Source organism: Mesorhizobium sp. M1396 (assembly GCF_040317725.1).
GTDB lineage: Bacteria > Pseudomonadota > Alphaproteobacteria > Rhizobiales > Rhizobiaceae > Mesorhizobium.
The window spans coordinates 16,094-39,506 of the sequence record NZ_JAMYLA010000058.1 but is presented as its reverse complement, the minus strand read 5'-3'; the positions used below and the strand labels follow the sequence as shown (position 1 = coordinate 39,506).

The window sequence follows — 23,413 nt, the reverse complement described above, 5'->3', positions numbered from 1 at the left end:
GCCGGCATCGAGGTTTGCACCGCCAATCCCTCTGCGTTGGCCCATGGCCGGACCGGCATCTTGCCTGCAAAATGGCCGCCACACTTCTGAGAGAAACACCCATGCGAAAACTGATCTCCACCGGCTCGCCGTTCGAAAAAACCGCCGGTTATTCGCGCGCGGTGGTGCAGGGCGACTGGTGTTTCGTGTCCGGAACGACCGGCTACGACTATGCGACGATGACGATGCCGGATACGGTCGAAGCACAGACGCGCAATTGCCTGGCGACGATCGGCAAGGCGCTTCATGACGGCGGCTTCGAAATGGCCGACGTGGTGCGGGCGCATTACTACATCACCGACCAGGCCTTCGTGGATGTGGTCTTCCCGATCCTCGGCGAGACGTTCGGCGACATCAGGCCGGCGGCGACGATGATCGTCTGCCAGCTCAACAGACCGGAAATGAAGATCGAGATCGAAGTGACGGCGCTGCGGTGCACGGCATGAAAGGCGGGCGGATGAAAGTCCGGCGTATCGTCGCCAACATCGAGACACCTGATATCGCCGCGGCGAAGCGCTTCTACCAGGACGCGCTCGGCCTCGATGTGCTCATGGATCTTGGCTGGATCGCCACCTACGGTTCCGATGAAAAGATGCAGGTGCAGGTCAGCTTCATGGCGCAAGGCGGCTCCGGCACGCCGGTGCCGGATCTCTCGATCGAGGTCGACGATGTCGATGCGGCGCTCAATGCCATGAAGACCGCCGGCTTCGTCATCGAATACGGACCGGCCGACGAGCCCTGGGGCGTGCGGCGCTTCTATGTGCGCGATCCGTTCGGCCGGCTGGTCAACATTCTCTCGCATCGGTAGCCGGGCCACAGGACTCCCCGACGCTGGCGGGACAGCACCCCCCTCTGTCCTGCCGGACATCTCCCCCGCAAGGGGGGAGATTGGCAGTTTCGTCGTCCTACCCATTTCCACGCCAACGATTGGCGAAGGCCGAAGTAACATTCGATCTCCCCCCTTGCGGGGGAGATGCCCGGCAGGGCAGAGGGGGGTGTGAAGGATCTCGGCGCTCGTCCCCTTGCGCACGGGCCGCCTGGCGTTTAGCAAGGCCGCGGTTCAAATTCTTTCTGGGACGGTTCTCCATGGCAACGAAGCATCTTTTCCTGCTCCCCGGCGACGGCATCGGTCCGGAGGCCATGGCCGAGGTCAAGAAACTGATCGCCGTCATGAACGACAAGCTCGGCAGCGGTTTTTCCACTGACGAAGGCCTGGTCGGCGGCTGCGCCTACGACGCGCATGGCGCGGCGATCTCCGATGCCGACATGGCAAAGGCAATGGCGGCCGACGCGGTGCTGTTCGGCGCCGTCGGCGGTCCGAAATGGGACGCGGTGCCTTACGAGGTGCGCCCCGAAGCCGGCCTGCTGCGCCTGCGCAAGGACATGGAGCTGTTCGCCAATCTGCGCCCGGCCATCTGCTATCCAGCACTTGCGGCGTCCTCCTCGCTCAAGCAGGAGGTGGTCGAGGGTCTCGACATCTTGATCGTGCGCGAGCTGACCGGCGGCGTCTATTTCGGGGAGCCGAAGCAGATCATCGATCTCGGCAATGGCCAGAAGCGCGGCATCGACACGCAGGTTTACGACACGTTCGAGATCGAGCGCATTTCGGGCGTCGCCTTCGAACTCGCACGCACCCGCAAGAACCACGTCACCTCGATGGAAAAGCGCAATGTGATGAAGTCGGGCGTGCTGTGGAACGAAGTCGTCACCCAGACCCACAAGGCGCGCTATTCAGACGTCAAGCTCGACCACATGCTGGCCGATGCCGGCGGCATGCAGCTGGTGCGCTGGCCGAAGCAGTTCGACGTCATCGTCACCGACAATCTGTTCGGCGACATGCTGTCCGACATCGCCGCCATGCTGACCGGCTCGATCGGCATGCTCCCGTCGGCCTCGCTCGGCGCGCCTGATGTGAAGACCAAGAAGCGCAAGGCGCTGTACGAGCCGGTGCACGGCTCGGCGCCCGACATTGCCGGCAAGGGCATTGCCAACCCGATCGCCATGATCGCCTCCTTCGCCATGTGCCTGCGCTATTCCTTCGGCATGGTTGATGAGGCCGACCGTGTCGAAGGCGCGATCGCCGCGGTGCTCGACGCAGGCCTGCGCACCAAGGATATTTTCTCCCCCGGCATGACCGAGGTTGGCACTGTCGAGATGGGCGACGCGATCATCGCCAAATTCCTGGGCTGATCCTATGGCGGTCGACGTCCGCTGGGCGACGATCGAGGACGCCGCGGCACTCGCGGCCATACTGTGCGAGATGGCGGAGCATTACCGGCAGCCGTCTCTCGATGCCGACCGGGCCCTATCTGCTGCACGCAAATGGCTTGGCGAGGAAAGCCCGGCCTATCCGCATTTCGCGCTCGCCTTCGTCGACGGCGAGGTCAGCGGCTTGGCGTCGGTGGCGATCGCACATCCAGGTATCGATCTTGAGCGGCTGCTGTTCCTCAAGGACCTGTTCGTGCGCGACAACATCCGCAACGCCGGCGTCGGCCGAGCGCTGATCGGCTTTCTCGCAGATCATTGCCTCAGCCACGGTATTGGCCGTATCGACCTGACCACCGAAGATTGGAACGAGGGCGCGTTGCGTTTTTACGAGCGGCTCGGCGCCCAACGCCACGGCCAGAAGGTATTTCTCAGGCTTTCGAACGACGACTTGAAGGCGATCGCCCCTAGACCCTGACGCCTGCCGGCACCTGGCCCCAGGGGTTTTCGCCCACCTGGGACTCGATCAGCCCGAAGACCAACAAGACCGCTTCGCCGATAACTGGGATGAAGCAGATCAAGACAAGCCAGCCACTCAGGCCGATGTCGTGAAGACGCCGCACGGTAAGCGCGATCCACGGCAGGCCGAATGCCAGGAGGAAGACAATGGCGGGTAGGGATCCGATCGATGTCCTGCCCGCATTGATGCCGAAGCCGTTGATGGCCAGATTGACGAGTATCCCGAAGCCAAGCAGCGTCACCAGCACAAGATTAAAGCATAGCCAAAAGGCCCAGAATTCCTTGCGGCGGGCGCGTCCGTTGAAATTGAAATAGTTCAGGCTCACCGTGTTCCGGAAGTATGCCCACAGTCCCGTGGAACGAGTGGACTGGTTTTCGTCGGTACGGCCGAGCTGGCCGCCGGGGGGTGACGAGATCGTGGTCGAACTCACGGCCACGATATTGCGCGCCGTGCCGTCATCCGGCTGGAATTCGACGAGGGTGCCGCTGACGAGGGCCGCCCCCTGATTCAGATCGTTACGGACGAAGAAGTAACGCTTGCCGTCGACTCCATTGATGTAGCCGTAGTCCTGATCCTTGTCGTAGTGAAGCACCGCGCCCCGCATGCCCTACCCACATCCATGCCGCGATGAGAATACTATCCAGGGTTGCGATAGATTGCAATATGCACGCCAGATCAAACTCGGACGCCCGTGGGCACCGGACCCCACTGGTTTTCCCGGGCCTGCGTCGGGATCAGCGCGAAGACCAGGATGATCAGGCTGCCGATGGTCGGGATGAGCACCACCAGATAAAGCCAGCCTGAAAGCCCGATGTCATGGATGCGGCGGACGGTCATGCCGAGGCTGGGCAGGAGGGTCACCAGCACGAAGGTGCCGCAAAGGCCAACGGTTACAGCCGCCGACACGCTGCTGTCGAAATTGCCCATTTCGTTGTCGGCGAAAAGGCCGATGCCGCCGATGATCAGCAGCGAGACCACCCAGAACAGGAAATAGCCCCAATATTCCTTGCGGCGGGCCCGGCCGGCGAAATTGAAATAGTTCTGCGTCACGCCGCGCCAGAAATAGCCCCAGAGATCAGTGGGCTCGGCTGGCTCGGATGAGCGGCCGAAATGCCGCGCCTGGAAAGCGGAAGCTGCCGGTGCGTTGCCGGCTTGAGTCGATGCGGTGTTGATTCCGGCCTTCGGGGTCGGGGCCTCGGTGACGGTCTGGGCGCCAATCGAAAAGACGTCGCGCGCCTGGCCGCCACCTGGCTGGAACTCGACGACCGTGCCCTTGGGCATGGCGGTTTGCCGGCGCAGGCTCTCGCGGGTGAAGGTATAGCGGTTGCCATCGGCTCCGGTGATGAAGCCAAAAGCCTGCTCCTCGTCATAATGAAGCACTTCGCCGCGCATAGGCCACCCCTCTCGCCACGTCCCGGCCAAGGTGTGGCACACTGCCGAGCCGATGGGCAAGACCGGGCAACATGGCTACCGTCTAGGCGGCAAATGAAGCATAAGACATCAAGTGCAACCGCCTTCGCCAAAGGCAGACCCAAAAGCAGATAATGACAGTCGAGCGTTCCGATGCCAGCGTCGTGACTGAGGACAAAGAGGTCACAAGGCCTCCGAGACTGGCCATCGATGCCACCGGCCTGATGTTCTGGCCGCCCGGCGAGGGTCTGGCAGGCATCCCACGGGTGGAAAGCTTTCTCATCAACGCGGCCCTGGCCGATCCCGACCCTCGCGTGGAGGTGGTGGCGTTCAGGTCGGGCCGGTTTCGGCCTCTGGCGCCTTTCGAACAGGAGCATGTCGCGACGGGCGAGATCTCGCCTTGGCGCGTCAAAAAATGGCCGGGAAGACGCATAGCGCTATCGGAAGCTTTCGAGGCGGTGAGGCAATATCCGTGGGGCAAGCGCGATACCGACCGTCACCTTGCCAGGACGGTGACCAACGGCAGGAAGGGAATTGGGTTCCAAGCGACAAGGCTGCTGATCTTCGCCTATCGCCTGTACCGGCGGGTCGGGTTGGGCTTGCGACTGGAGGCTGAGCCCCTTGCCGCGCGGGCGGAGCCGGGTCCGGTGCTCATCAGCCATCACATCCTGACCTCGGAAGACCGATCCGCCGTCTCGGGTGGCGCCGGCGACGTTGCTTTCCTTTGCCACGATCTCATCCCGGCATTGCGCCCGGACCTGCTCGGTGCGGGCACGCGCGAGACCCGCTTCGGATCCTATCTCGAGCACCTCGTCCGCTCCGGCGCGCCGGCGTTTTGCGCCTCCGACGAAGTCGGTGCCACGCTGACCGATCATATGCGCAAAGCCGGAATCGCCGCGCCGGTCGTGTATCGTTTTCCAATGCCCTCCATCCTGCACGAGACGGCATCGCGCGCCGGTAAGACTTCGCGCATCGAAGTCGCCGAGCCGTTCGTGCTCTATTGCTCGACCATCGAAGTCCGCAAGAACCACATCCTGCTGGCGCGGATCTGGCAGCAGGCGCTTGACGAAGGCGTCAAGCTGCCGAGGCTCGTCTGCGCCGGGCGCTGGGGCTGGATGATCGAGCCGCTGCGCGCTTTTCTCAAGGCCCATCCCAAGCTGCTCGAGCAAGTCACATTCACCGGGCTGATCAGCGATGAGGAGCTCATCCGATACTATCGCAGCGCCTCTTTCGGCGTCTTTCCCTCGCATATCGAAGGCTGGGGCTATGGAGCCTCCGAATGCCTCGACTTCGGCATTCCCGTCATCGTCTCGACGGCGCCGTCGCTGATCGAGGCGAGCGGCGGCCTGATGCCGGCAATCGATTCGCAGGACCAGCGAGGCTGGTATGCGGCGATCCGCAAGATGGCGGAGGACCATGCGTGGCGTTCCTCGCTGGTGGAGCGCATCGCCCAAAACCATCGGCCAACACCGGCGACGGCAAGCTGGGCCGCCATCAAGGCGGGCCTGCAGGCCAGCGCGTCCCGCCGATCAAGGTTTTAGGAAGGCCGCTTCTTCGCCTTCTTGTGCTTTGGCGCGCTTGTGTTGTCGAATTTCGGCTTGCCCGGGTTTTTCGCCCACGGCTTTGCCTCATGCGCGGTCGCCGGACGCTGATCGGCTGAGGCCGGTGCGCGTTTCTCGAATTTCCGCTTCGGCGCGGTTGGGTCGAACGTTCCTTTGCCGCGATGTGGTTTCTTGTCGGGGCTCGGAGCCTGGTAGCCCGCGCGCGACAGGTCGGGCTGGCCGTCCAACCGCTTCACCAGAATGTTGCCTTGCAATTTGCGGTCGGGACCGATCGCGGCCAGGAAGCGGTCGGCCCAGTCGGCGGCGATCTGCACGAAGGTCTCTTCCGGCTGCATCTTGATGGCGCCGATCTCGCGCTTGCTGATGCTGCCGGTGCGGCAGAGCATTGGGATCAGCCAGCGCGGTTCGGCGCTCTGCCGGCGTCCGATCGACAGCGAGAACCAGACGCTGGCGCCGAAATCGTCGCGGCGGATGGGCGCTTCGTCGCGGCGTGCGAAACCTTCACCCGCCGGTCTTTCACGCGATGGCGTGAACGGCGCGATTTCCATGAGATCCTCGGGCGCCGAGCGGCTGGCGCGGCACTGGCGCACGAAGGCGGCGGCCACCTGTTCGGCGCCATGTTTGGCGAGCAGCGCGTCGATGAAGCCGCGCTCGTCCTCCTTCACCGGCTCGTCGAAAACCGGATCGGCGAGGATGCGTTCGTCGTCGCGCCGCATGACGTCATCGGCCGAGGGGGGGCTCGCCCATGTCGCCTTGAGGCCGGCGTTCTGCAACAGCCGTTCGGTGCGCTTGCGGGCGCTGTTGGGCACGATCAGCGCGCTGACGCCCTTGCGCCCGGCGCGGCCGGTGCGGCCGCTGCGATGCAGCAGCGTTTCCGGGTTGGTCGGCAGGTCGGCGTGGATGACCAGTTCGAGGTTGGGCAGGTCGATGCCGCGCGCCGCCACATCGGTGGCGATGCAGACCTTTGCGCGGCCGTCGCGCATGGCCTGCAACGCGTGGCTGCGTTCGTTCTGGCTGAGCTCGCCGGACAGTGCGACAACAGAGAAGTTGCGGTTGTTGAAGCGCGCGGTCAGATGATTGACGGCGGCACGTGTGTTGCAGAACACCAGCGCGTTCTTCGCCTCATAGAAACGCAGCACGTTGATGATGGCGTTTTCCCGGTCGGGCTGGGCAACGCTCAGCGCCCGGTATTCGATGTCGAGATGCTGCTTTTCCTCGCCGGCGGCCGAAATGCGCACGGCATCGCGCTGGTACCCTTGCGCGAGCGTGGCGATGGAACGCGGCACGGTGGCCGAGAACATCAGCGTGCGGCGCTCGGCGGGTGCGGCGTCGAGGATGAATTCGAGGTCCTCGCGAAAGCCGAGGTCGAGCATCTCGTCGGCCTCGTCGAGCACCACCGCCTTGAGCGCCGACATGTCGAGCGAGCGCCGCGTGATGTGGTCGCGCAGCCGGCCGGGCGTGCCGACGACGATATGGGCGCCGCGCTCCAGCACACGCCGCTCCGAGCGCATGTCCATGCCGCCGACGCAGGACGCCACCGTGGCGCCGGTCAGCTCGTAGAGCCATTCCAGCTCGCGCGTCACCTGCAGCGCCAGTTCGCGCGTCGGCGCCACGGCCAGCGCCAGCGGTGCCGCGGCGTGGCCAAAGCGCTCCGCGCCGTCAAGCAAGGTCGGCGCCAAGGCAAGGCCGAAGGCTACCGTCTTGCCGGAGCCGGTCTGTGCCGACACCAGCGCATCGGCCTCACCGAGTTCGGGGGCAACAACCGCCTTTTGTACCGGCGTCAGCTCGGAATAGCCGCGTTTTTCCAGCGCCCTGGCAAGCGCTGGGACAAGTGCTTCGAAGTTGGACATCTTACTCTTTCGGAATTTAGGGTCTGCGCTCATCATGGAGCACATGCCGGGGCCGACCTCGCGCCAGCCAAAACAATCTTGCTCGTTCGTACTTCGCGCAGCCGCCATTGTACAGGGTGCGCGGGAAACCGAGGTCGCTCGGCAATTGACTCTTGACGCAAACCGCGTAAAAGCCGGCACCGAACAGGATAGTTTCGATGCGCGGCCTTTTGATGGCGGTTCTTGCATTCGACCTCCCTGGCCGCAATGCACACCATTGGGCCGGGCGCGTCGGCGCGTCTCCCCGTTCCAGCAAAACTATGGCCAAAACCACCAAAACGGTGTGATTCCCTTGGCCTAACCACCCTCTCCCGGGTCCGGCCCGGGGGACGGAACCCGCACCGGCCGGCGGGTTTCTCCAAAAACCAAGCGGAGAGGGACAGGAGATTTCTAATGAGTTTCAAGGTAGCGATCGTCGGCGCCACGGGCAATGTGGGCCGGGAAATGCTCAACATACTGGAAGAGCGCGGCTTTCCGGTAAGCGAAGTCGTGGCGCTGGCCTCGCGGCGCAGCCAAGGCACCGAAGTGTCGTTCGGCGACCGCACGCTGAAGGTCAAGTCGCTCGACCAGTATGATTTTTCCGACACCGACATCTGCATCATGTCGGCCGGCGGCAACGTCTCCAAGGAATGGTCGCCGAAGATCGGCAAGCAGGGCTGCGTCGTCATCGATAATTCGTCGGCCTTCCGCTACGACCAGGACGTGCCGCTGATCGTGCCGGAAGTGAACCCGGATGCGATCTCGCTGTTCACGCGCAAGAACATCATCGCCAACCCGAACTGCTCGACGGCGCAGCTCGTCGTGGCGCTGAAGCCGCTGCACGATTTCGCCACCATCAAGCGCGTCGTCGTCGCCACCTATCAGTCGGTGTCGGGGGCCGGAAAGGAAGGCATGGACGAGCTGTTCACGCAGACGCGCGCCGTGTTCGTCGCCGATGGCGTCGAGGTCAAGAAGTTCACCAAGCGCATCGCCTTCAACGTCATCCCGCATATCGATGTCTTCCTCGACGACGGTTCCACCAAGGAAGAGTGGAAGATGGTCGCCGAGACCAAGAAGATGCTCGACCCCAAGATCAAGCTGACGGCGACCTGCGTGCGCGTGCCGGTGTTCATCGGCCATTCGGAAGCGGTCAACATCGAGTTCGAAAAGCCGATCACCGCCGACGAGGCGCGCGATATCCTGCGCGAGGCGCCGGGTTGCCAGGTCTTGGACAAGCGCGAGGACGGCGGCTACATCACGCCGCTGGAATCGGCCGGCGAGGACGCCACCTTCATCTCGCGCATCCGCGAGGATTCGACCATCGACAACGGTCTGTCGATGTGGATCGTCTCCGACAATTTGCGCAAGGGCGCGGCGCTGAACGCGGTGCAGATCGCCGAGCTGCTGGTCGAGCGTGGCCTGATCCAGCCGAAGAAGAAGGCGGCTTAATCTCGCTCACGGGCTTGGCCTTCGGCCGATTCGCTTTCGCTCACGGGCCGTATCGCCGCTGCCGCGGCTGGCCCTCCGCGAGGGCGCCGGAAAGCCGGCGGCCCGCAGTCGCGGGCTCGGCCTTCGGCCGGGATGCTTCTTCCTTCTCCCCTTGTTGTGGGAGAAGGTGATTGGCGCGCAGCGCCAAGACGAATAAGGGTGCTGGACGGAGCGCAGCGGCGCCAAGCTGGAACTCTTCGAAGTATCCTTTGCAGACCGATCGGCGCGGCAGCAAAGGGTCAGTCGCGCGGTACCTGGCGGCCTTGCCCGGCTTCCCAAATCGTCTTGAAGCGCTCCACCATCGATGAGAACAGCCGTGGCGGCAGCAGGCCGTAGTCGTAGCGATCGGTGGAGCGTGGTATAGGACGGAGGTCGTAACCTGGCCATGCGAAGCGATTGCCTTCGTGGAGCATCACCCATGAGCGCTCGCCGTCCAGACCCAAGTGACCCTTGACGGCTGGTGGCAGCTCGATCGCCAGTGACGGGTTTGCTGGCGATACATGCGTGATTGGCACCACCGTCACGATCAGACCGTCGGCCCCGCGTTCGACGGCGAGGACGATCACGCAAGGACGATCCTTTCGCCCTTCATCCTGTCCGGCTTGATGCTCATGATGCCACAGATACGCATAGGAGATCACGAGGCCGAGCTGCGGATCGGGAAGCGGCATGCCTTACTTGCGATCCATCAAGGCATTGAGATGATCGTGTTCCGATGACATGCGGCCGCCGGCGATAGCTTCCACTTCCTCGCGCTGCAGATCCTTGGTCGCAAACGATTGCCGGGCCAGGTTCTTGTAGTGCTGTAGTTCTTCGAACTCGACGGCCGAAACGAAATAGCCGGTTGGCCGCCCGTGACTCATCACGGCGACCGGTTCACGCTGTACGATTTCACGGTAGCGCCCGAAATTGCGGGTGAATTCAGTAGTGGGAACTTCACGCATGGTGCTTCATCCTAAATCGCGTAATTTACGCATTTAACATAATTTACGCGATCTTTGGGTTTCTGTCAAAGCTCAGCCGGCGCTCTCCTCGGCCAACTTCATCAGCAGCTCCATCGCCTCCTCCGCCCGCTCGGCCGGGACGAACAGATGGTCGTGGTAGAAGGCCGAGACCGGATTTACGCCCATGCCGGCCGCGGCGAGCCGCGTGGTGATGGCGGCGAGGAAGCCGACCGCTTCCAGCGACGAATGAATGTTCAGCGTCACCATACGGCAGCGGAAGGAAGCGGTCAGGCCGGCTGTGCTGGCCGCCTCCTCGGCCACGATCAGCGTCACGCCCTCGCGCTCGCGGAACACCATCACCGGCTCGAGGCCTTCCGGCTGAGCGAGGTCAGGCGCCAGCCTAACGAAGACATAGGTGCCGGCGAGCAGTTCCGGCGTCATCGATGCCAGCAGTGTCTTCAGATCGGTTTCGCCGGTCATTCGTCTTCTCTCGTCCATAGAAAAGGGCCGCAGCCCGTGCTCCTCAATATCCGCGACCGGCGGGTGCCGATAGTCCGCGTGCTGCACAGGCGACATGGCTATGTCGCTGGCGGCCGGGCTTGCGGACCTGTTGCGTCGCACAATAAAGCAGCTGAGGACCAGCGCCGGTCCGCGAAAGGCCTTTGATGATCGTCCGCCCGCGCCCACGCCTTCTGCACCTGTTCTTCATCATGCGCGGCTCGGTGGTGCCGCGCATCCTGCCGCAGATCCTTGGCTTTGCGGCCTATGGCGCGCTGGTGGTGGTGATTACGCGGGCGCTGAAGCTCGACTTCGGCAATGCCGGCACCGCGCCATTCGCACTGCTCGGCGTGGCATTGTCGATCTATCTCGGTTTCCGCAACAACGCCGCCTACGACCGCTGGTGGGAGGCGCGCAAACTGTGGGGCCAGCTCGTCTTCGACATCCGCAACCTGGCACGCGCCTCCGCCGGGCTGGTCGACGACCGGACGGAATTGCGCGGCCTGCTGATGGAGGCGATCGCCTTCTGCCACTTTCTGCGCGGGCTGCTCAGGCGCGTCGACGCGGCGCCGCAGGCCCGCGCTTTCATCGGTGACGAAACCGAGATCGTCGCCAAGGCAGCCAACGCACCGGACGCAATGGTGCGTGGCATGGGCCGCCGCATCGCCGCGCTGCGCAAGGCCGGCGCGATCGATGCGATCGGCTACCGCATCCTCGACGAGCGCCTGTCGGAAATCGCCGCCGCGCAGGCCGGATGCGAGCGCATCATGGGAACACCCCTGCCGTTCGCCTATACGCTGCTTCTGCAGCGCACCGCCTATATCTTCTGCCTGCTCTTGCCCTTCGGGCTGGTCTCCGCCGCCGGCTGGGCGACGCCGCTGTTCACGGCGCTGATCGCCTACACCTTCTTCGGCCTCGATGCGCTTTCGGAAGAACTCGAGGATCCGTTCGGCACCGAGGCCAACGACCTCGCCCTCGACGGCCTGTGCCGTGTCTGCGAGATCTCGGTGTTCGAGGCGCTGGGCGAGACCCCGCCGAAAATGCTAACGGCCGAGAAGTTCTATTTTTCGTAGGTGCCCGGCATGGACGGCACTGCCCTCGGAGATTGGCCGAGACGCCCCTCTCTCATCGTCCTAGAGTCCGCGCTGCGTCGCTGTCTGCGCGACCCATGAGTGCGCGCGCTGATCCCGTCCAGCCGATAGACCGGTATCGCGCACGACGTCCACACGCTGGGCGGCGCAATCCGAGCACCGCCCCTGCTGGAAGCCTGAACCCCCTTGCCGGCAACCTCTTTGGGATCAAATCGCCGAGTTGCGAGTTAGATATTGGCTTGGCGGCGGAGGCGGCTCCTAGCTGGAGAGGAACGACAATGAAGAAAACGATGCTTCTGATGGCCCTGCTGGTGCCGCTCGCCGCTTGTTCACAAACGGAAAAGGGCGCGGCTGTCGGCGGATTGGGTGGCGCTGCCGTCGGCGCCGCGGTCGCCGGCGATCCGGTTGAAGGCGCGGTGGTCGGTGGCGCTGTCGGCGCTGTTGCCGGTGCGTTGATCGGCCGGGCGAGCGAACCTGGCGAATGCCGCTACCGCGATCGTTATGGCCGCGTCTACGTCGACCGCTGCCCGAGCGGCTATTGATAGGGCCGCGTTCGAAAGTGAAGTCGATAGCAAAACGGCGGGCCTTGGGCCCGCCGTTTTCCTGGATGCGATAGGGCAATATCTATTCGGCGGTAGCGGCTTCCGCCTCGGCTGGAGCCGCCGCGGCAGCGGCGTCTTCCTGCGCCTTCTTCAAGAGCGAAGCGCGTTCCTGCGCCTTCTTGCCCGGCTCGGCCTTCTTCGGGTTGGAGCGGGCGTCGCGCTTGACGAGGCCGGCTTCGTCGAGGAAGCGCAGCACGCGGTCGGTCGGCTGGGCGCCATGCGCCAGCCAATGCTTGACGCGGTCGGCGTCGACCTTGACGCGTTCGCCGTCCTTGGGCAGCAGTGGGTTCCACGAGCCGATCGACTCGATGAACCGCCCGTCACGCGGCGAACGGGCGTCGGCGATGACGACGTGGTAGTAAGGACGCTTCTTCGAGCCCGCGCGGGCCAGTCGGATCTTCAAGGGCATTTCTTTTCTCCTAAAAACTCTAAGTTCGTTGATCGGGTTTCAGTTGGTTTTCATCACGCCGTTGGAAGCGGGGTCTTTGTCCCGCCGCTGCTCGAAGCGGCGATCTGTTCGTGGTGGCGGATCACTTCGCGGACGACGAAGTTGAGGAATTTTTCCGCGAAATCCGGGTCGAGATGGGCATCCTTCGCCAGCTGGCGAAGCCGGGCGATCTGCTGCTGCTCGCGCGCCGGGTCGGCCGGCGGCAGGCCATGCGTCGCCTTCAGCACGCCAACCGCCTTGGTGCAGCGGAAGCGCTCGGCCAGCATGTGGATGAGGGCCGCGTCGATATTGTCGATCGAGGCGCGATAGTCGGCCAGGATCGTGCGTGCGTCGGCCATGTCCTTTTCTTCGTTCATGGCGTCCTCACTTCTTCTTGCCAAGGCCAGGCAGCCCGCCGCCCATTCCGGGCAGACCGGGAAGTTTCATGCCGCCGGGCAGCCCAGGCAGGCCACCGCCACCGGGAAGACCCTTCATGCCGCCAAGGCCGGATGCCTGCGCTTGCTTCTGTAAGGCCTCGAGCTGCTTGGGATCCATCTTCGACAGGTCCGGCATGCCGCCGCCCATCATGCCACCCATGCCGCCCGGCATCATGCCGCCGAGGCCCATCTTGTTGGCGAGGCCGCCCATCATGCCGCGCATCAGGCCGCCGCCTTTGCCCTTGCCGCCCATCGCCTTCATCATGTCGGCCATGCCGCGATGCATCTTGAGCAGCTTGTTGATTTCGGCCGCGTCGGTGCCGGAACCGGCGGCGATGCGCTTCTTGCGCGAATGCTTGAGCAGATCGGGGTTGGCGCGCTCGGCCTTGGTCATCGACGAGATAATGGCGAGCTGGCGGCCGAACATCTTGTCGTCGAGACCGGCGGCCGCCATCTGGTCCTTCATCTTGCCCATGCCGGGCATCATGCCCATGATGCCGCCCATGCCACCCATCTTCGACATCTGCTGAAGCTGGCTGGCGAGGTCGTTCAGGTCGAACTTGCCCGACTGCATCTTCTTGGCCATCGCCGCCGCCTGTTCGGCGTCGATGTTTTCGGCGGCTTTCTCGACGAGCGAGACAATGTCGCCCATGCCCAGGATGCGGTCGGCGATGCGCTTGGGGTGGAATTCCTCCAGCCCGTCCATCTTTTCGCCGGTGCCGATCAGCTTGATCGGCTTGCCGGTGACGGCGCGCATCGAAAGTGCCGCGCCGCCGCGGCCGTCGCCGTCCATGCGGGTCAGCACGAGACCGGTGATGCCGACGCGCTCGTCGAAGCTCTTGGCCAGATTGACGGCGTCCTGGCCGGTCAGCGAGTCGGCGACCAGCAAGATTTCGTGTGGGCTCGACACCTTCTTGATGTCGGCCATCTCGACCATCAGCGGCTCGTCGATATGGGTGCGGCCGGCGGTGTCGAGGATGACGACGTCGTGGCCGCCGAGCTTGGCCGCCTGCACGGCACGGCGCGCGATGTCGACCGGCGACTGACCGTCGATGATCGGCAGCGTGGCGACCTTGACCTGTTCGCCGAGCTGGCGAAGCTGCTCCTGCGCGGCGGGGCGCCGCGTGTCGAGCGAGGCCATCAGGACCTTCTTGTTCTGACGCTCGGAAAGGCGCTTGGCGATCTTGGCCGAAGTGGTCGTCTTGCCGGAACCCTGCAGGCCGACCATCATGATGACGACCGGGGCCGGGGCGTTGAGATCGATGGCGACGCCCTCGGCGCCGAGCATCTCGACCAGCTCGTCATGGACGATCTTGACGACCATCTGGCCGGGCTTGATCGACTTGACCACGGCGGCGCCGACGGCCTTCTCGCGCACCTTGTCGGTGAACGAGCGCACCACTTCCAGCGCTACGTCTGCCTCGAGCAGCGCACGGCGCACCTCGCGCAGCGCCGCCGAGACATCCGCCTCGGACAGGGCACCGCGGCCGGTGAGGCCGTTCAGGATCGAACCAAGACGTTCCTGTAGCGATTCAAACATTCTTTTTCCTTTTCCCAGGCAAGCGGTGCCCGAGAGGTAATGCGTTCGCGCCAAGTGTCCAAGGCTCGTGGCGAGCAAAAGCCAAAACCAAAAAGCACCCGGGGGCGCTCAGCGCTGCCGGGTGTTGGCCTCCAGGATCGATTTACAGCACTTCACCTCGAAGAGGTTTCGGCGTCCTGGTCGGCTTGCTCGGAGGGATACTCGTCGCGGAATTCGGGGCGTGTAGACAGGAAATCGGCGCCAGAGTCAAGACAAGCGCGGTTTCGCGTTGTCCCCTGGGCTGCAATCAGGCCGAGTTTGCCTCATCCGGAACCTCGGCGGCAACCCCGAGCGGCGAGCGCGGATGTAAAAGCAGCACGATCGTCAGCAGGCTGCAGGCGATGCCGATGAAGGCGATGAGCACCGCATCAGCTGTCGTCCAGCCTGGCCCTTCGAGCGGCCTGGCATTGAACAGGGCGAAGGAATTGTAGCTCTCCTGATGCGAGATCAGCAGGAAGCCGGTCAGATTGTTGCCGAGATGAGCACCGAGGGCGGCGCCGAGATTGCCGGTGGCAAAGACGACAACCGTCAGCAGCAGCGCGAAAGCGGCGATCGAGGCGAGCACGCAGGCGTTGATCGCGGCGGATGCGCCGGGGCTCCAATGCAGCGCGGTGAACAGCAGGGCCGGCAGCAGCGCCCAGATGAACGGGCTCCTGAACCGGTTGGCGAGACCGCGCAGCAGATAGCCGCGGAACAGCACCTCTTCCGACGATGTCTGCAGCCAGGTGAGCGCGCCGATCGGGATTGCAAACAGCAGCCAGGACGACAGGCTGATCGGACCGCGCGTGATCTCGGGCTGCAAGAGATAGAGCAGGATCTCGGAGACAAGCGAGGTGATCAGCACCGCGATCAGCCCCTTGAGGAAGCCCGATCGCGACACGCGGCGGCTGACGCCGAGCAGCGCCGACAGCTTCTCGCCGTCGACCCAGCGCATGGCGATCCACAGGCCGATCCAGATGCCGGCAAAAGACGCAAGCGCGGTGAGGATGCCGAGCGGCGAGGCAAGGAACCCATGCACGCCGGATGGTGTCGCCGCACCGTCCTGCCAGGCAAAGAATGCATAGATGCCGCCGATCAGCACGGCCACCGTCGTTGCGGCCCAGAACAGGATGACGATCGCGGTTCCCAGGAACAGGCGCGGCAAGGTCGTCCGGGCGTTGGGCGAGCGCCGATAGCGTTCGAAGGCGGCCGAGTCTATCGTCACGCTGGTTCCCTGCCGAATTGATTGCCTTGATCTATAGCATTTCACCATTTCACGAAAACGGCGAACCGATCTAACTCTTTGTTTTGACGCAATTCCGGACGGAAAACCGCGTCACACTTTTCCTGGAATTGCTCTAGCCGAGGGCCGGGAAAATCGGAATCCATTTCGCAAGGGAGCATTCGCGTCTCGGAGATCGCACACGTCCATCGATGGCCCGCGTGGCAGCACTGCTCTGCCTGGCAGTCAGGCGACCGCTGAGGTTGCGGCCGCCTTACACAATTCCGATGTCAGCGTACCACGTACATGATGCGCCGCGTCTGTGGATCAATCAGCGCCCGCTGGCCGTTCACATAGACATAGCGGTAGTCGTAGTTCGGGATTTCGCGCAGCTCGACGGTGTCCGGCAAGATCGCGCCGGTCACCACCTCGCCGTCGAGATAGATTGGATCGAGGCGATGCGTGTCGAGATAGGTCCGGACTTCGGCGGGAGGCGGGGGAAATTCATCGACGACCGGATCGCTGGCGATGATCGCGCCGGTATAGTCGGTCGAATAGTCGCCGATGTCGTCCGGCGGCGAGACGACAGCAACGCTGGAACGCCGTTGCGTCAGCACCACCCGGCTGCCGCCGAAATCAGCCGTCACATAGTCGGAATAGATCCAGCCCTGGCCGCCGGCCTCGGCGATGGTGCACCATTTGCTGTTTTCGACGCAGCCATTGAGTGTCGCCGACTGGCCGGCGGCAAGCACGCCGATGACAGGATATTGCGGGCCGGGCCCGGCGCGCACGTTGAGGTCGGTGACGGCGGAGACGGCGGTGTCGGCAAGCGCGGCGCCCGACATCGCGGTCAGCAGTCCCGCGACCGCGGGGAACAAAAGGGATTTCATGGGTTCTCTCCGTTTTCATGGTCCCTCGCCAGCGAAAACGGGTCAGTGGCTCATGCGTTCCCCCTAAAACGCCTGCGCCAACTCACGATTTGTTCCCTTTTCTTTCGGCAAACCGGTCAGAAGTTCGTGAACGAAGGCCAATTTCCGCGCCGTGACGTCCGAAATGACGAAGGGATAGAGGTCGGGCAGGCCCATGCAGCGGTTGATCGAATTGGAGGCTTCAGACAGCACCAGCCAGCGGGCAAGGATCTTTTCGAAAGGCTCGGGTGCGGTCGCCGGCTCCGAAGGGGCTGCCTGCGGCTCGCCGCCAGTGTCGCCCCGCGGCAAGTCGTTGGCCTCCACCGTCTCCAGCCGACCGAGCGGGAAGTTCAGCGCGTGCACCATCTCCAGAGTGTCGGTGATGTGCAGATGGTGGGCCCAGGTCTCGGCCCAATCCTCCCATGGATGCGAGGTGGCATAGGCCGAGATATGGCCTTGCTGCCAGTCGGGCGCGGCACCATTGGCATAATAGGACTTCAACGCCTGTTCGTAGTCGGGGCGCTCGTCGCCAAACAGCGCACGGAAAGCTTCCAGTCTCCGCGGATCGTCGCGGATCAGGCGGTCCCAATAATAATGGCCGAACTCGTGGCGGAAATGGCCAAGCAAGGTGCGATAGTTCTCGCCCATCTCGACGCGCCGCTTCTCGCGCTCGGCTGAATCCGCCTCGGCGACGTTGAGCGTGATCAGGCCATTGTCGTGGCCGGTCAGGATGCGCTCGCCACCGGGCCCGCCGCCGATCGGATCGGCGAGGAAGTCGAAGGCCAGCCCGATCTCATCGGCGGGGTTCAGCTTGGGCGCAACCGGCAGTCCGAAGGCCAGCAGCGAATAGATGGCACGCTTCTTCGCCGCCTCGACGCGAATCCAGCGGCGGCGGTTGCCGTCGACGGAAAGATCAGGGATCAGCTGGTTCAGCACGCAGGCGCGGCAAAACCCCTGTCCGGGCTCGGCCATCCAGTTGCAGGCGCATTCGTCGGCATTGGTGCACTGGAAGACGCCGTCGAGGTCCGACAGCGCAAAACGGGCGTGCTCTGGATCGTAGAGCACGAGACTCCCGCAGTTCAGGCACTGGGCGTTCTCGAAATAGAGGCGGTGGCCGCAATGCGGACAGTCGAAGAGTTTCATGTCGGTCTCTAACCTTCAGAGCCAGCATATCAGGGCGGCAGGTGCCCAACGCGAACCGCCCACCGGCGTTCCCATATATCGAGGCTATTTCGCCGCAAGATGCCCGCCGCCAGCAGGGCCTGGCTGTGGTAATACCCACCGGACCGGCGCCGATGATCACGACATCGACGTCTTCCATTGGGCCCCTTGCCACAATAATCACTTGATCGTAGGCAAATTCCACGGCATTCGCCAGCAATGCAGCGGTGACAGTGACAAGTGCGTGTTTCGCTGGCAAGTTCGCAATTGGGACGTGATTCAGGCAACCAGGAGAACAACATGGCATTTCTTGCCAAGGGAAAGATGTTTGCAGCGACCATAGTGGTGGCGGTGCTTGCGCTGGCAACGGGCGCGCAGGCGGGGGCCAGCTGCGGCAAGACCGGCGCCGGCTTCGAGGCTTGGAAGCCGGAGTTCGCCGCGCAGGCCAAGTCCGAAGGTGTGGGCGCCAGGGGTCTGGCCGCCCTGGCTGGCGCGACCTACGCAACAAGGACGATCTCCGTCGACCGCGGCATCCACAAGGCCTTCAGCGGCTCGGTGGACGATTTCATGAAGCGCCGTGGCGGATCCGCGATCATTTCCAAGGGCCGCGCGCTGAAGAAGGCGAACGCGGCACTGTTTTCCAAGATCGAGGCGAACTACGGCGTGTCGCCGGGCGTGTTGCTCGCCATCTGGGGCATGGAGACCGGCTTCGGTGCCTCCATGGGCAACCAGAATACGGTCTCCGCCATTCTGACGCTTGCCTATGATTGCCGCCGCCCTGAATTCTTTTACCCGCATGCCATTGCAGCCCTGAAGCTGGTTGATCGCGGGGCGTTGACAGCCTCGTCGGTCGGCGCTGCCCATGGCGAGATTGGCCACACGCAGTTCCTGCCCGGAAATGTCTTGAAGTATGGCGTCGGCGGCGGAAACCTGCGCGACAAGGCCACCGCATTGGCTTCCACCGCCAACTTCCTCAAAGGTCATGGCTGGCGTGCCGGCGCGAGCGCGAGTGCGAATTTGGGCGCGATCGCCGGCTGGAATTCCGCGAGCGTCTATCAGCAGGCCATCGCCCGCATCGCCACGGCGATCGACGGCGACTGAGAGCTGGAATCTTCGACAGGAGGCCCGGCTATGCGCCGGGCCAACTGAGGCAATCGCTTCAGTTTGAATTGGCGGGGCGTCGCCGGCGCCGACAACAGGTCCCGGCGAAGACGCTGGTTTGTTTTGAGGCGGACAGACTGAAGATCAGCTCTTGCGACTGCGCGCGGCAAGCGTCCTCAGCCGTAGCGCGTTGAGGCGGATGAAGCCGGCGGCGTCCTTCTGGTCGTAGGCGCCGCGGTCGTCCTCGAAGGTGACCAGCGCGTCGGAATAGAGCGTCTTCCTGGACTTGCGGCCGGTGACCATGACGTTGCCCTTGTAGAGCTTGAGGCGCACCGTGCCTTCGACGTCTTCCTGGCTCTTGTCGATCATCGCCTGCAGCATCAGCCGCTCGGGCGCGAACCAGAAGCCGTTGTAGATCAGCTCGGCGTAGCGCGGCATGAACTCGTCCTTGAGGTGGGCGGCACCCCGGTCGAGCGTTATCGATTCGATGGCGCGATGCGCCGCGATCAGGATGGTACCGCCGGGCGTCTCGTAGACGCCGCGCGATTTCATGCCGACGAAACGGTTCTCGACCAGGTCGAGCCGGCCGATGCCGTTGTCGCGGCCGAGATCGTTGAGTGCCGCCAGCATGGTCGCCGGCGACAGTTTCTTGCCGTCGAGCGCGATCGGGTCGCCCTTGAGGAATTCGATCTCGATCTCGGTGACCTTGTCCGGCGCGTCCATCGGCGAAACGGTGCGCTGGTGGACGAATTCCGGCGGCTCGGTCCACGGGTCTTCCAGCACCTTGCCCTCGGAAGAGGAGTGCAGCAGGTTGGCGTCGACCGAGAATGGCGCGTCGCCCTTCTTGTCCTTCGGCACCGGGATCTGGTGCTGTTCGGCGAAATTGATCAGGTCGGTGCGCGACTTGAACGACCAGTCGCGCCACGGCGCGATGACCTTGATGTCGGGGTTCAGGGCGTACGCCGAGAGTTCGAAGCGAACCTGGTCGTTGCCCTTGCCGGTGGCGCCGTGCGCGATCGCGTCGGCGCCGGTCTCCCTGGCGATCTCGACCAGATGCTTGGAGATCAGCGGCCGCGCGATCGAGGTGCCGAGCAGATAGGTGCCTTCATAGACGGCATTGGCGCGGAACATCGGGAAGACGAAGTCGGCGACGAATTCCTCGCGCACGTCGACAACGCGGATATCCTTGATGCCCATCATCTCGGCCTTGCGGCGTGCCGGCTCGAGTTCGCCGCCCTGGCCAAGATCGGCGGTGAAGGTCACGACCTCGGCGCCGAGTTCGGTTTGCAGCCATTTCAGGATGATGGAGGTGTCGAGGCCGCCGGAATAGGCGAGCACGACCTTCTTGACGTCTTTGGTCTTGGACATTTGGCGGTTCCGCAACTGAGTTCTTGGCGGGCGAGGTATCACGCCGTTTCCGGGCTGCGCAAGAGATGAACGCCGCGGATCGTGGCCGGGCGGCGGCCGGACAGGTGATTCAGGCGAGTTGGATCAGCGCTTCAACCACCCAGCCGCTGGCAACCACGGGCCGTATCCTCTAAAGCCTGCGTGTCCGAGCCAAGGGGTCGCCCATGTCCTTCATTCCAGACACCGCCACGCTGATCCAGTTCGCCATCGCCACCGTCATCCTGGCGATCACGCCGGGGCCGGACATGACTTTGTTCGTCTCGCGCACGCTGAGCCAGGGCCGCGCCACCGGCTTTGCCTCGATGGCCGGCGCGCTGTGCGGCACGCTGATCCACACCACGCTGGTGGTGGTCGGCGTCTCGGCGCTGATCGTCGCCTCGCCGATGGCCTTCTTCGTTCTGAAGATCTTCGGCGCCGGTTATCTCGTCTTCCTGGCTTGGCAGGCGATCACCAGGGGCTCGGCGTTTTCGCCGGAGAAGAAAACCGGCCCCGAGATTTCGCTGCTGCGCAGCTGGGCGGCCGGGCTCGGCGTCAATCTGCTCAATCCGAAGATCATCCTGTTCTTCATGACCTTCCTGCCGCAGTTCGTTTCCGCGCATGACCCGAACGCACCGGGAAAGCTGTTTTTCCTGGGCACGATGTTCATCGTGCTGGCGATCCCGGTGACCGTGCCGATGGTGCTGGCGGCGGAAAAGTTCTCGGCGGCGATGAAAGCCAGCCCGCGCGTCACGCGGGTGGTCGATTATCTCTTCGCCGGCGTTTTTTCGGCCTTTGCGCTCAAGATCCTGACGGCCCAGGCGAAGTAGGGGCGTTCTCGTCCTTCCACCAGCTGCCGGCCCAGCGCCCGGCGCTGAGCCAGTAGAAGATGCCGCCGACCATGCCGCCGCCAATCACCGCCATGATGGCGCTGGTATCGGCAACCGCGAAGGCATCGCCGGAATGCTCGACGAGGCCGAGGAAGACGGCCGCAATCACGGCGCCCGCCAGCGCATAGAACAGCCAGTCGCGCCGGCCCAGGATTTCGGCGACCAGGATGACCACGCAAGCCGGCATCAGCGCGAAATAGGCAACGAACAGGGCGACGAAGGGAATTGAGAAATACAGCGAAGCCGTCGCCGTCGGCTGTGCGTGCTCCGGCGTGTAGCCCAGCGATGCCAGGAACAGGATGTTGAGGAAGGCGCTCGCCGCCAGCGAGGCGACGGCGTAGCCGAACAGGATAACGGCGAAACGGACGAGGTAGCCGACACGACGGGTCATCCCAAATCTTGGCCCAAATCTTGGCCCAAATCTCGGCCCAAATCCCGGCGCATGCCGGACTTGCGTCCAGCCAGAAGCCAGTAGACCGAACCGGCGGCAATGCCGGCCGTGGCCAGGAAACCGAGAAAGCCCGGATTGAAAACAAAGCTGCCGGCCGAGCGCGGCATGGATACGCCAAAGGCGATGGACGTGATCGCACCCGTGGCGGCAAAATAGAACCATCCCCGAAGCGAAAATCGTTCGGCGACAAAGAGCGCGGGGCCGACGATCAACAATGCGCCGATCATCACGGTCAGCACGGCGAGGGGGAAGGAGCCCAGCCAGTCGAAGGCGAAGATGATGGACCAGTTGCCGTCTTCTATGCCTTCCAGAAGAGCGATCAGCAGTACGGGGACCAGGATCGAGGTCAGCACAGCGGCGAAATAGCCGACCGCCATCATGGCGAGGCGCTTCAGCCAGGCGAGGCGGCGGCTCACGCCTCGCCGTGCCCCGCTATCATCATCGCCTCCAGGGCCAGCCGGTCGACCTTGCGCATGCGCTCGGAGTCGGACTTGAGCTGGCCGCAGGCGGCGAGGATGTCGCGGCCGCGCGGCGTGCGGATCGGCGAGGCATAGCCGGCATTGTTGATGTAGTCGGCGAATTTCTCGATCGTCTCCCAGTCCGAGCACTGGTAGTTGGTGCCCGGCCACGGGTTGAACGGGATCAGGTTGATCTTGGCCGGAATGCCCTTGAGCAGCTTGATCAGGCCCTTGGCGTCCTCGATGGAATCGTTGACGTCCTTCAGCATCACATATTCGAAGGTGATGCGCTTGGCGTTCGACAGGCCGGGATAGGCGCGGCAGGCGGCGATCAGGTCCTTCAGCGGATACTTCTTGTTGATCGGCACCAGGAGGTCGCGCAGATCGTCATTGGTGGCGTGCAGCGAGATCGCCAGCATGACGCCGATCTCCTCGCCGGTGCGGAAAATTTCCGGCACGACGCCGGAGGTCGAGAGCGTGATGCGCCGCTTGGACAGCGACAGGCCATCGCCGTCGGAGGCGATCAGCAGGGCCTTCTTCACCGCTTCGAAATTGTAGAGCGGCTCGCCCATGCCCATCATCACGACGTTGGAGACTTTACGGCCCTCGGCGGGCACGATGGCGCCGTCGGGCGTGTCGCGGTCGGGAAAATCGCCGAGCCGGTCGCGGGCGGTGAGCAACTGGGCGAGGATTTCCTCGGCGGTCAGATTGCGCACCAGCTTCTGCGTGCCGGTGTGGCAGAACGAGCAGGTCAGCGTGCAGCCGACCTGCGAGGAGATGCAGAGCGTGCCGCGGCCTTCCTCGGGAATATAGACGGTCTCGATCTCGACCGGCCGGCCGGCACCGCGCGGCGGAAAGCGGAACAGCCATTTGCGCGTGCCGTCCGAAGAAATCTGTTCCTCGACGATCTCGGGCCTGGCGATGGTGAAGTGCTTGTCCAGTTCGGCGCGCAAATCCTTGGAGATGTTGAACATGCCGGCAAAGTCGGAGACACCGCGCACATACATCCAGTGCCAGAGCTGCTGGGCCCTCATCTTGGCTTGGCGCTCCGGCACGGTGCCCGAAGCGACGAGAGCCTCGCCGAGCTCAGCGCGCGTCAGGCCGATCAGCGACAGCTTTTCGGGCGGCGCTGTACGGGCACGCAACGCGTCACGGGCGCCTTCGGTGGTGAGGTCGAATGAAAGGGTCAT

The 23,413-nt window shown here is 63.9% G+C and carries 26 protein-coding genes; 10 read left to right on the top strand and 16 right to left on the bottom strand.

Annotated features, from left to right (window positions below; translation table 11 throughout):
- Positions 1–101: 101 nt before the first annotated feature.
- The 4 genes from NKH02_RS28650 (at position 102) to NKH02_RS28635 (ending at position 2,722) form a co-directional block, all read left to right on the top strand.
- Positions 102–485, top strand: coding sequence for a RidA family protein (locus NKH02_RS28650; protein WP_352883051.1), 384 nt, complete (start codon positions 102–104; stop codon positions 483–485).
- An 11-nt stretch (positions 486–496) separates the two neighbouring features.
- Positions 497–847, top strand: a complete 351-nt coding sequence (locus NKH02_RS28645; RefSeq protein WP_352883050.1) for a VOC family protein — start codon at positions 497–499, stop codon at positions 845–847.
- Between the two features lie 278 nt (positions 848–1,125).
- Positions 1,126–2,229 (top strand): 3-isopropylmalate dehydrogenase, encoded by a 1,104-nt coding sequence (gene leuB / locus NKH02_RS28640; protein ID WP_352883049.1) that lies wholly within the window; start codon positions 1,126–1,128, stop codon positions 2,227–2,229.
- A 4-nt stretch (positions 2,230–2,233) separates the two neighbouring features.
- Positions 2,234–2,722, top strand: coding sequence for a GNAT family N-acetyltransferase (locus NKH02_RS28635; RefSeq protein ID WP_352883048.1), 489 nt, complete (start codon positions 2,234–2,236; stop codon positions 2,720–2,722).
- Here NKH02_RS28635 and NKH02_RS28630 read toward each other — a convergent pair.
- Both NKH02_RS28630 and NKH02_RS28625 read right to left on the bottom strand, forming a co-directional pair.
- Positions 2,712–3,368 (bottom strand): DUF805 domain-containing protein, encoded by a 657-nt coding sequence (locus NKH02_RS28630; protein ID WP_352883047.1) that lies wholly within the window; start codon positions 3,366–3,368, stop codon positions 2,712–2,714. The two genes, NKH02_RS28635 and NKH02_RS28630, sit on opposite strands and share 11 nt — an antisense overlap.
- 71 nt (positions 3,369–3,439) lie before the next feature.
- Positions 3,440–4,156: a DUF805 domain-containing protein gene (locus NKH02_RS28625; RefSeq protein WP_352883045.1), complete on the bottom strand. Its 717-nt coding sequence runs from the start codon at positions 4,154–4,156 to the stop codon at positions 3,440–3,442.
- A 152-nt stretch (positions 4,157–4,308) separates the two neighbouring features.
- Here NKH02_RS28625 and NKH02_RS28620 point away from each other — a divergent pair, with 152 nt between their 5' ends.
- Positions 4,309–5,715 carry a glycosyltransferase gene (locus NKH02_RS28620; protein ID WP_352883044.1) on the top strand — a complete coding sequence of 469 codons (1,407 nt, stop codon included), beginning with the start codon at positions 4,309–4,311 and terminating at the stop codon, positions 5,713–5,715.
- On the opposite strand, the gene NKH02_RS28615 is transcribed toward NKH02_RS28620, so the two are convergent.
- A complete protein-coding gene (locus NKH02_RS28615; protein ID WP_352883043.1) occupies positions 5,712–7,586 on the bottom strand; it encodes a DEAD/DEAH box helicase in 1,875 nt (624 codons plus the stop codon). The two genes, NKH02_RS28620 and NKH02_RS28615, sit on opposite strands and share 4 nt — an antisense overlap.
- Before the next feature lie 432 nt (positions 7,587–8,018).
- On the opposite strand from NKH02_RS28615, the gene NKH02_RS28610 reads away from it, so the two are divergent.
- Positions 8,019–9,053 (top strand): aspartate-semialdehyde dehydrogenase, encoded by a 1,035-nt coding sequence (locus tag NKH02_RS28610; protein ID WP_352883041.1) that lies wholly within the window; start codon positions 8,019–8,021, stop codon positions 9,051–9,053.
- Between the two features lie 278 nt (positions 9,054–9,331).
- On the opposite strand, the gene NKH02_RS28605 is transcribed toward NKH02_RS28610, so the two are convergent.
- The 3 genes from NKH02_RS28605 to NKH02_RS28595 form a co-directional block, all read right to left on the bottom strand.
- Positions 9,332–9,763: a type II toxin-antitoxin system PemK/MazF family toxin gene (locus NKH02_RS28605; protein ID WP_352883040.1), complete on the bottom strand. Its 432-nt coding sequence runs from the start codon at positions 9,761–9,763 to the stop codon at positions 9,332–9,334.
- A 3-nt stretch (positions 9,764–9,766) separates the two neighbouring features.
- Entirely contained in the window at positions 9,767–10,036 is a 270-nt protein-coding gene (locus NKH02_RS28600) for a type II toxin-antitoxin system prevent-host-death family antitoxin (protein WP_352883039.1), read from the bottom strand.
- Positions 10,037–10,108: 72 nt separating this feature from the next.
- On the bottom strand, positions 10,109–10,516 hold the full coding sequence (locus tag NKH02_RS28595; RefSeq protein ID WP_352883038.1) for an ACT domain-containing protein: 408 nt from the start codon (positions 10,514–10,516) through the stop codon (positions 10,109–10,111).
- Between the two features lie 185 nt (positions 10,517–10,701).
- Here NKH02_RS28595 and NKH02_RS28590 point away from each other — a divergent pair, with 185 nt between their 5' ends.
- A complete protein-coding gene (locus NKH02_RS28590) occupies positions 10,702–11,607 on the top strand; it encodes a bestrophin family protein (RefSeq protein ID WP_352866438.1) in 906 nt (301 codons plus the stop codon).
- 296 nt (positions 11,608–11,903) lie between these two features.
- Complete coding sequence (locus NKH02_RS28585) at positions 11,904–12,167, top strand: YMGG-like glycine zipper-containing protein (protein ID WP_352866435.1); 264 nt, start codon at positions 11,904–11,906, stop codon at positions 12,165–12,167.
- An 82-nt stretch (positions 12,168–12,249) separates the two neighbouring features.
- On the opposite strand, the gene rpsP is transcribed toward NKH02_RS28585, so the two are convergent.
- The 6 genes from rpsP to NKH02_RS28555 all read right to left on the bottom strand — a co-directional run bounded on the left by rpsP (position 12,250) and on the right by NKH02_RS28555 (position 17,922).
- Positions 12,250–12,636, bottom strand: a complete 387-nt coding sequence (gene rpsP / locus NKH02_RS28580) for a 30S ribosomal protein S16 (RefSeq protein ID WP_352883037.1) — start codon at positions 12,634–12,636, stop codon at positions 12,250–12,252.
- A gap of 53 nt (positions 12,637–12,689) precedes the next feature.
- A complete protein-coding gene (locus NKH02_RS28575; RefSeq protein ID WP_352662441.1) occupies positions 12,690–13,031 on the bottom strand; it encodes a chorismate mutase in 342 nt (113 codons plus the stop codon).
- A gap of 7 nt (positions 13,032–13,038) precedes the next feature.
- Positions 13,039–14,631: a signal recognition particle protein gene (gene ffh, locus NKH02_RS28570; RefSeq protein WP_352883035.1), complete on the bottom strand. Its 1,593-nt coding sequence runs from the start codon at positions 14,629–14,631 to the stop codon at positions 13,039–13,041.
- A gap of 286 nt (positions 14,632–14,917) precedes the next feature.
- A complete protein-coding gene (locus tag NKH02_RS28565) occupies positions 14,918–15,874 on the bottom strand; it encodes a CPBP family intramembrane glutamic endopeptidase (RefSeq protein WP_352883034.1) in 957 nt (318 codons plus the stop codon).
- A 287-nt stretch (positions 15,875–16,161) separates the two neighbouring features.
- Positions 16,162–16,761, bottom strand: a complete 600-nt coding sequence (locus NKH02_RS28560; RefSeq protein WP_352883032.1) for a DUF1236 domain-containing protein — start codon at positions 16,759–16,761, stop codon at positions 16,162–16,164.
- A gap of 63 nt (positions 16,762–16,824) precedes the next feature.
- Entirely contained in the window at positions 16,825–17,922 is a 1,098-nt protein-coding gene (locus NKH02_RS28555) for a zinc-binding metallopeptidase family protein (protein ID WP_352883031.1), read from the bottom strand.
- 318 nt (positions 17,923–18,240) lie between these two features.
- Here NKH02_RS28555 and NKH02_RS28550 point away from each other — a divergent pair, with 318 nt between their 5' ends.
- The gene (locus NKH02_RS28550) at positions 18,241–19,041 is read left to right on the top strand and encodes a lytic murein transglycosylase (protein ID WP_352866414.1); all 801 of its coding nucleotides are present in this window, start codon (positions 18,241–18,243) and stop codon (positions 19,039–19,041) included.
- A 144-nt stretch (positions 19,042–19,185) separates the two neighbouring features.
- Here NKH02_RS28550 and NKH02_RS28545 read toward each other — a convergent pair whose 3' ends face one another.
- Positions 19,186–20,409 (bottom strand): argininosuccinate synthase, encoded by a 1,224-nt coding sequence (locus tag NKH02_RS28545; RefSeq protein WP_352883029.1) that lies wholly within the window; start codon positions 20,407–20,409, stop codon positions 19,186–19,188.
- Positions 20,410–20,612: 203 nt separating this feature from the next.
- Here NKH02_RS28545 and NKH02_RS28540 point away from each other — a divergent pair, with 203 nt between their 5' ends.
- Complete coding sequence (locus tag NKH02_RS28540) at positions 20,613–21,254, top strand: LysE family translocator (RefSeq protein WP_352883028.1); 642 nt, start codon at positions 20,613–20,615, stop codon at positions 21,252–21,254.
- Here NKH02_RS28540 and NKH02_RS28535 read toward each other — a convergent pair.
- Genes NKH02_RS28535 through rlmN form a run of 3 tightly spaced genes read right to left on the bottom strand, consistent with a single transcriptional unit; the run spans position 21,226 to position 23,413 of the window.
- A complete protein-coding gene (locus NKH02_RS28535; protein WP_352883027.1) occupies positions 21,226–21,705 on the bottom strand; it encodes a hypothetical protein in 480 nt (159 codons plus the stop codon). The two genes, NKH02_RS28540 and NKH02_RS28535, sit on opposite strands and share 29 nt — an antisense overlap.
- A complete protein-coding gene (locus NKH02_RS28530) occupies positions 21,702–22,181 on the bottom strand; it encodes a hypothetical protein (RefSeq protein WP_352883026.1) in 480 nt (159 codons plus the stop codon). Before NKH02_RS28530 ends, NKH02_RS28535 begins: the two co-directional genes overlap by 4 nt.
- Positions 22,178–23,413 (bottom strand): dual-specificity RNA methyltransferase RlmN, encoded by a 1,236-nt coding sequence (rlmN, locus tag NKH02_RS28525; RefSeq protein ID WP_352866404.1) that lies wholly within the window; start codon positions 23,411–23,413, stop codon positions 22,178–22,180. The genes NKH02_RS28530 and rlmN overlap by 4 nt, the downstream gene beginning before the upstream one ends.

Excerpts from the sequence above, each read along its gene's own strand:
- NKH02_RS28650 (WP_352883051.1), top strand. The coding sequence starts at position 102 with ATGCGAAAACTGATCTCCACCGGCTCGCCGTTCGAAAAAACCGCCGGT.
- NKH02_RS28645 (WP_352883050.1), top strand. The coding sequence starts at position 497 with ATGAAAGTCCGGCGTATCGTCGCCAACATCGAGACACCTGATATCGCC.
- leuB (WP_352883049.1), top strand. The coding sequence starts at position 1,126 with ATGGCAACGAAGCATCTTTTCCTGCTCCCCGGCGACGGCATCGGTCCG.
- NKH02_RS28635 (WP_352883048.1), top strand. The coding sequence starts at position 2,234 with ATGGCGGTCGACGTCCGCTGGGCGACGATCGAGGACGCCGCGGCACTC.
- NKH02_RS28630 (WP_352883047.1), bottom strand. The coding sequence starts at position 3,368 with ATGCGGGGCGCGGTGCTTCACTACGACAAGGATCAGGACTACGGCTAC.
- NKH02_RS28625 (WP_352883045.1), bottom strand. The coding sequence starts at position 4,156 with ATGCGCGGCGAAGTGCTTCATTATGACGAGGAGCAGGCTTTTGGCTTC.
- NKH02_RS28620 (WP_352883044.1), top strand. The coding sequence starts at position 4,309 with ATGACAGTCGAGCGTTCCGATGCCAGCGTCGTGACTGAGGACAAAGAG.
- NKH02_RS28615 (WP_352883043.1), bottom strand. The coding sequence starts at position 7,586 with ATGTCCAACTTCGAAGCACTTGTCCCAGCGCTTGCCAGGGCGCTGGAA.
- NKH02_RS28610 (WP_352883041.1), top strand. The coding sequence starts at position 8,019 with ATGAGTTTCAAGGTAGCGATCGTCGGCGCCACGGGCAATGTGGGCCGG.
- NKH02_RS28605 (WP_352883040.1), bottom strand. The coding sequence starts at position 9,763 with ATGCCGCTTCCCGATCCGCAGCTCGGCCTCGTGATCTCCTATGCGTAT.
- NKH02_RS28600 (WP_352883039.1), bottom strand. The coding sequence starts at position 10,036 with ATGCGTGAAGTTCCCACTACTGAATTCACCCGCAATTTCGGGCGCTAC.
- NKH02_RS28595 (WP_352883038.1), bottom strand. The coding sequence starts at position 10,516 with ATGACCGGCGAAACCGATCTGAAGACACTGCTGGCATCGATGACGCCG.
- NKH02_RS28590 (WP_352866438.1), top strand. The coding sequence starts at position 10,702 with ATGATCGTCCGCCCGCGCCCACGCCTTCTGCACCTGTTCTTCATCATG.
- NKH02_RS28585 (WP_352866435.1), top strand. The coding sequence starts at position 11,904 with ATGAAGAAAACGATGCTTCTGATGGCCCTGCTGGTGCCGCTCGCCGCT.
- rpsP (WP_352883037.1), bottom strand. The coding sequence starts at position 12,636 with ATGCCCTTGAAGATCCGACTGGCCCGCGCGGGCTCGAAGAAGCGTCCT.
- NKH02_RS28575 (WP_352662441.1), bottom strand. The coding sequence starts at position 13,031 with ATGAACGAAGAAAAGGACATGGCCGACGCACGCACGATCCTGGCCGAC.
- ffh (WP_352883035.1), bottom strand. The coding sequence starts at position 14,631 with ATGTTTGAATCGCTACAGGAACGTCTTGGTTCGATCCTGAACGGCCTC.
- NKH02_RS28560 (WP_352883032.1), bottom strand. The coding sequence starts at position 16,761 with ATGAAATCCCTTTTGTTCCCCGCGGTCGCGGGACTGCTGACCGCGATG.
- NKH02_RS28555 (WP_352883031.1), bottom strand. The coding sequence starts at position 17,922 with ATGAAACTCTTCGACTGTCCGCATTGCGGCCACCGCCTCTATTTCGAG.
- NKH02_RS28550 (WP_352866414.1), top strand. The coding sequence starts at position 18,241 with ATGGCATTTCTTGCCAAGGGAAAGATGTTTGCAGCGACCATAGTGGTG.
- NKH02_RS28545 (WP_352883029.1), bottom strand. The coding sequence starts at position 20,409 with ATGTCCAAGACCAAAGACGTCAAGAAGGTCGTGCTCGCCTATTCCGGC.
- NKH02_RS28540 (WP_352883028.1), top strand. The coding sequence starts at position 20,613 with ATGTCCTTCATTCCAGACACCGCCACGCTGATCCAGTTCGCCATCGCC.
- NKH02_RS28535 (WP_352883027.1), bottom strand. The coding sequence starts at position 21,705 with ATGACCCGTCGTGTCGGCTACCTCGTCCGTTTCGCCGTTATCCTGTTC.
- rlmN (WP_352866404.1), bottom strand. The coding sequence starts at position 23,413 with ATGACCCTTTCATTCGACCTCACCACCGAAGGCGCCCGTGACGCGTTG.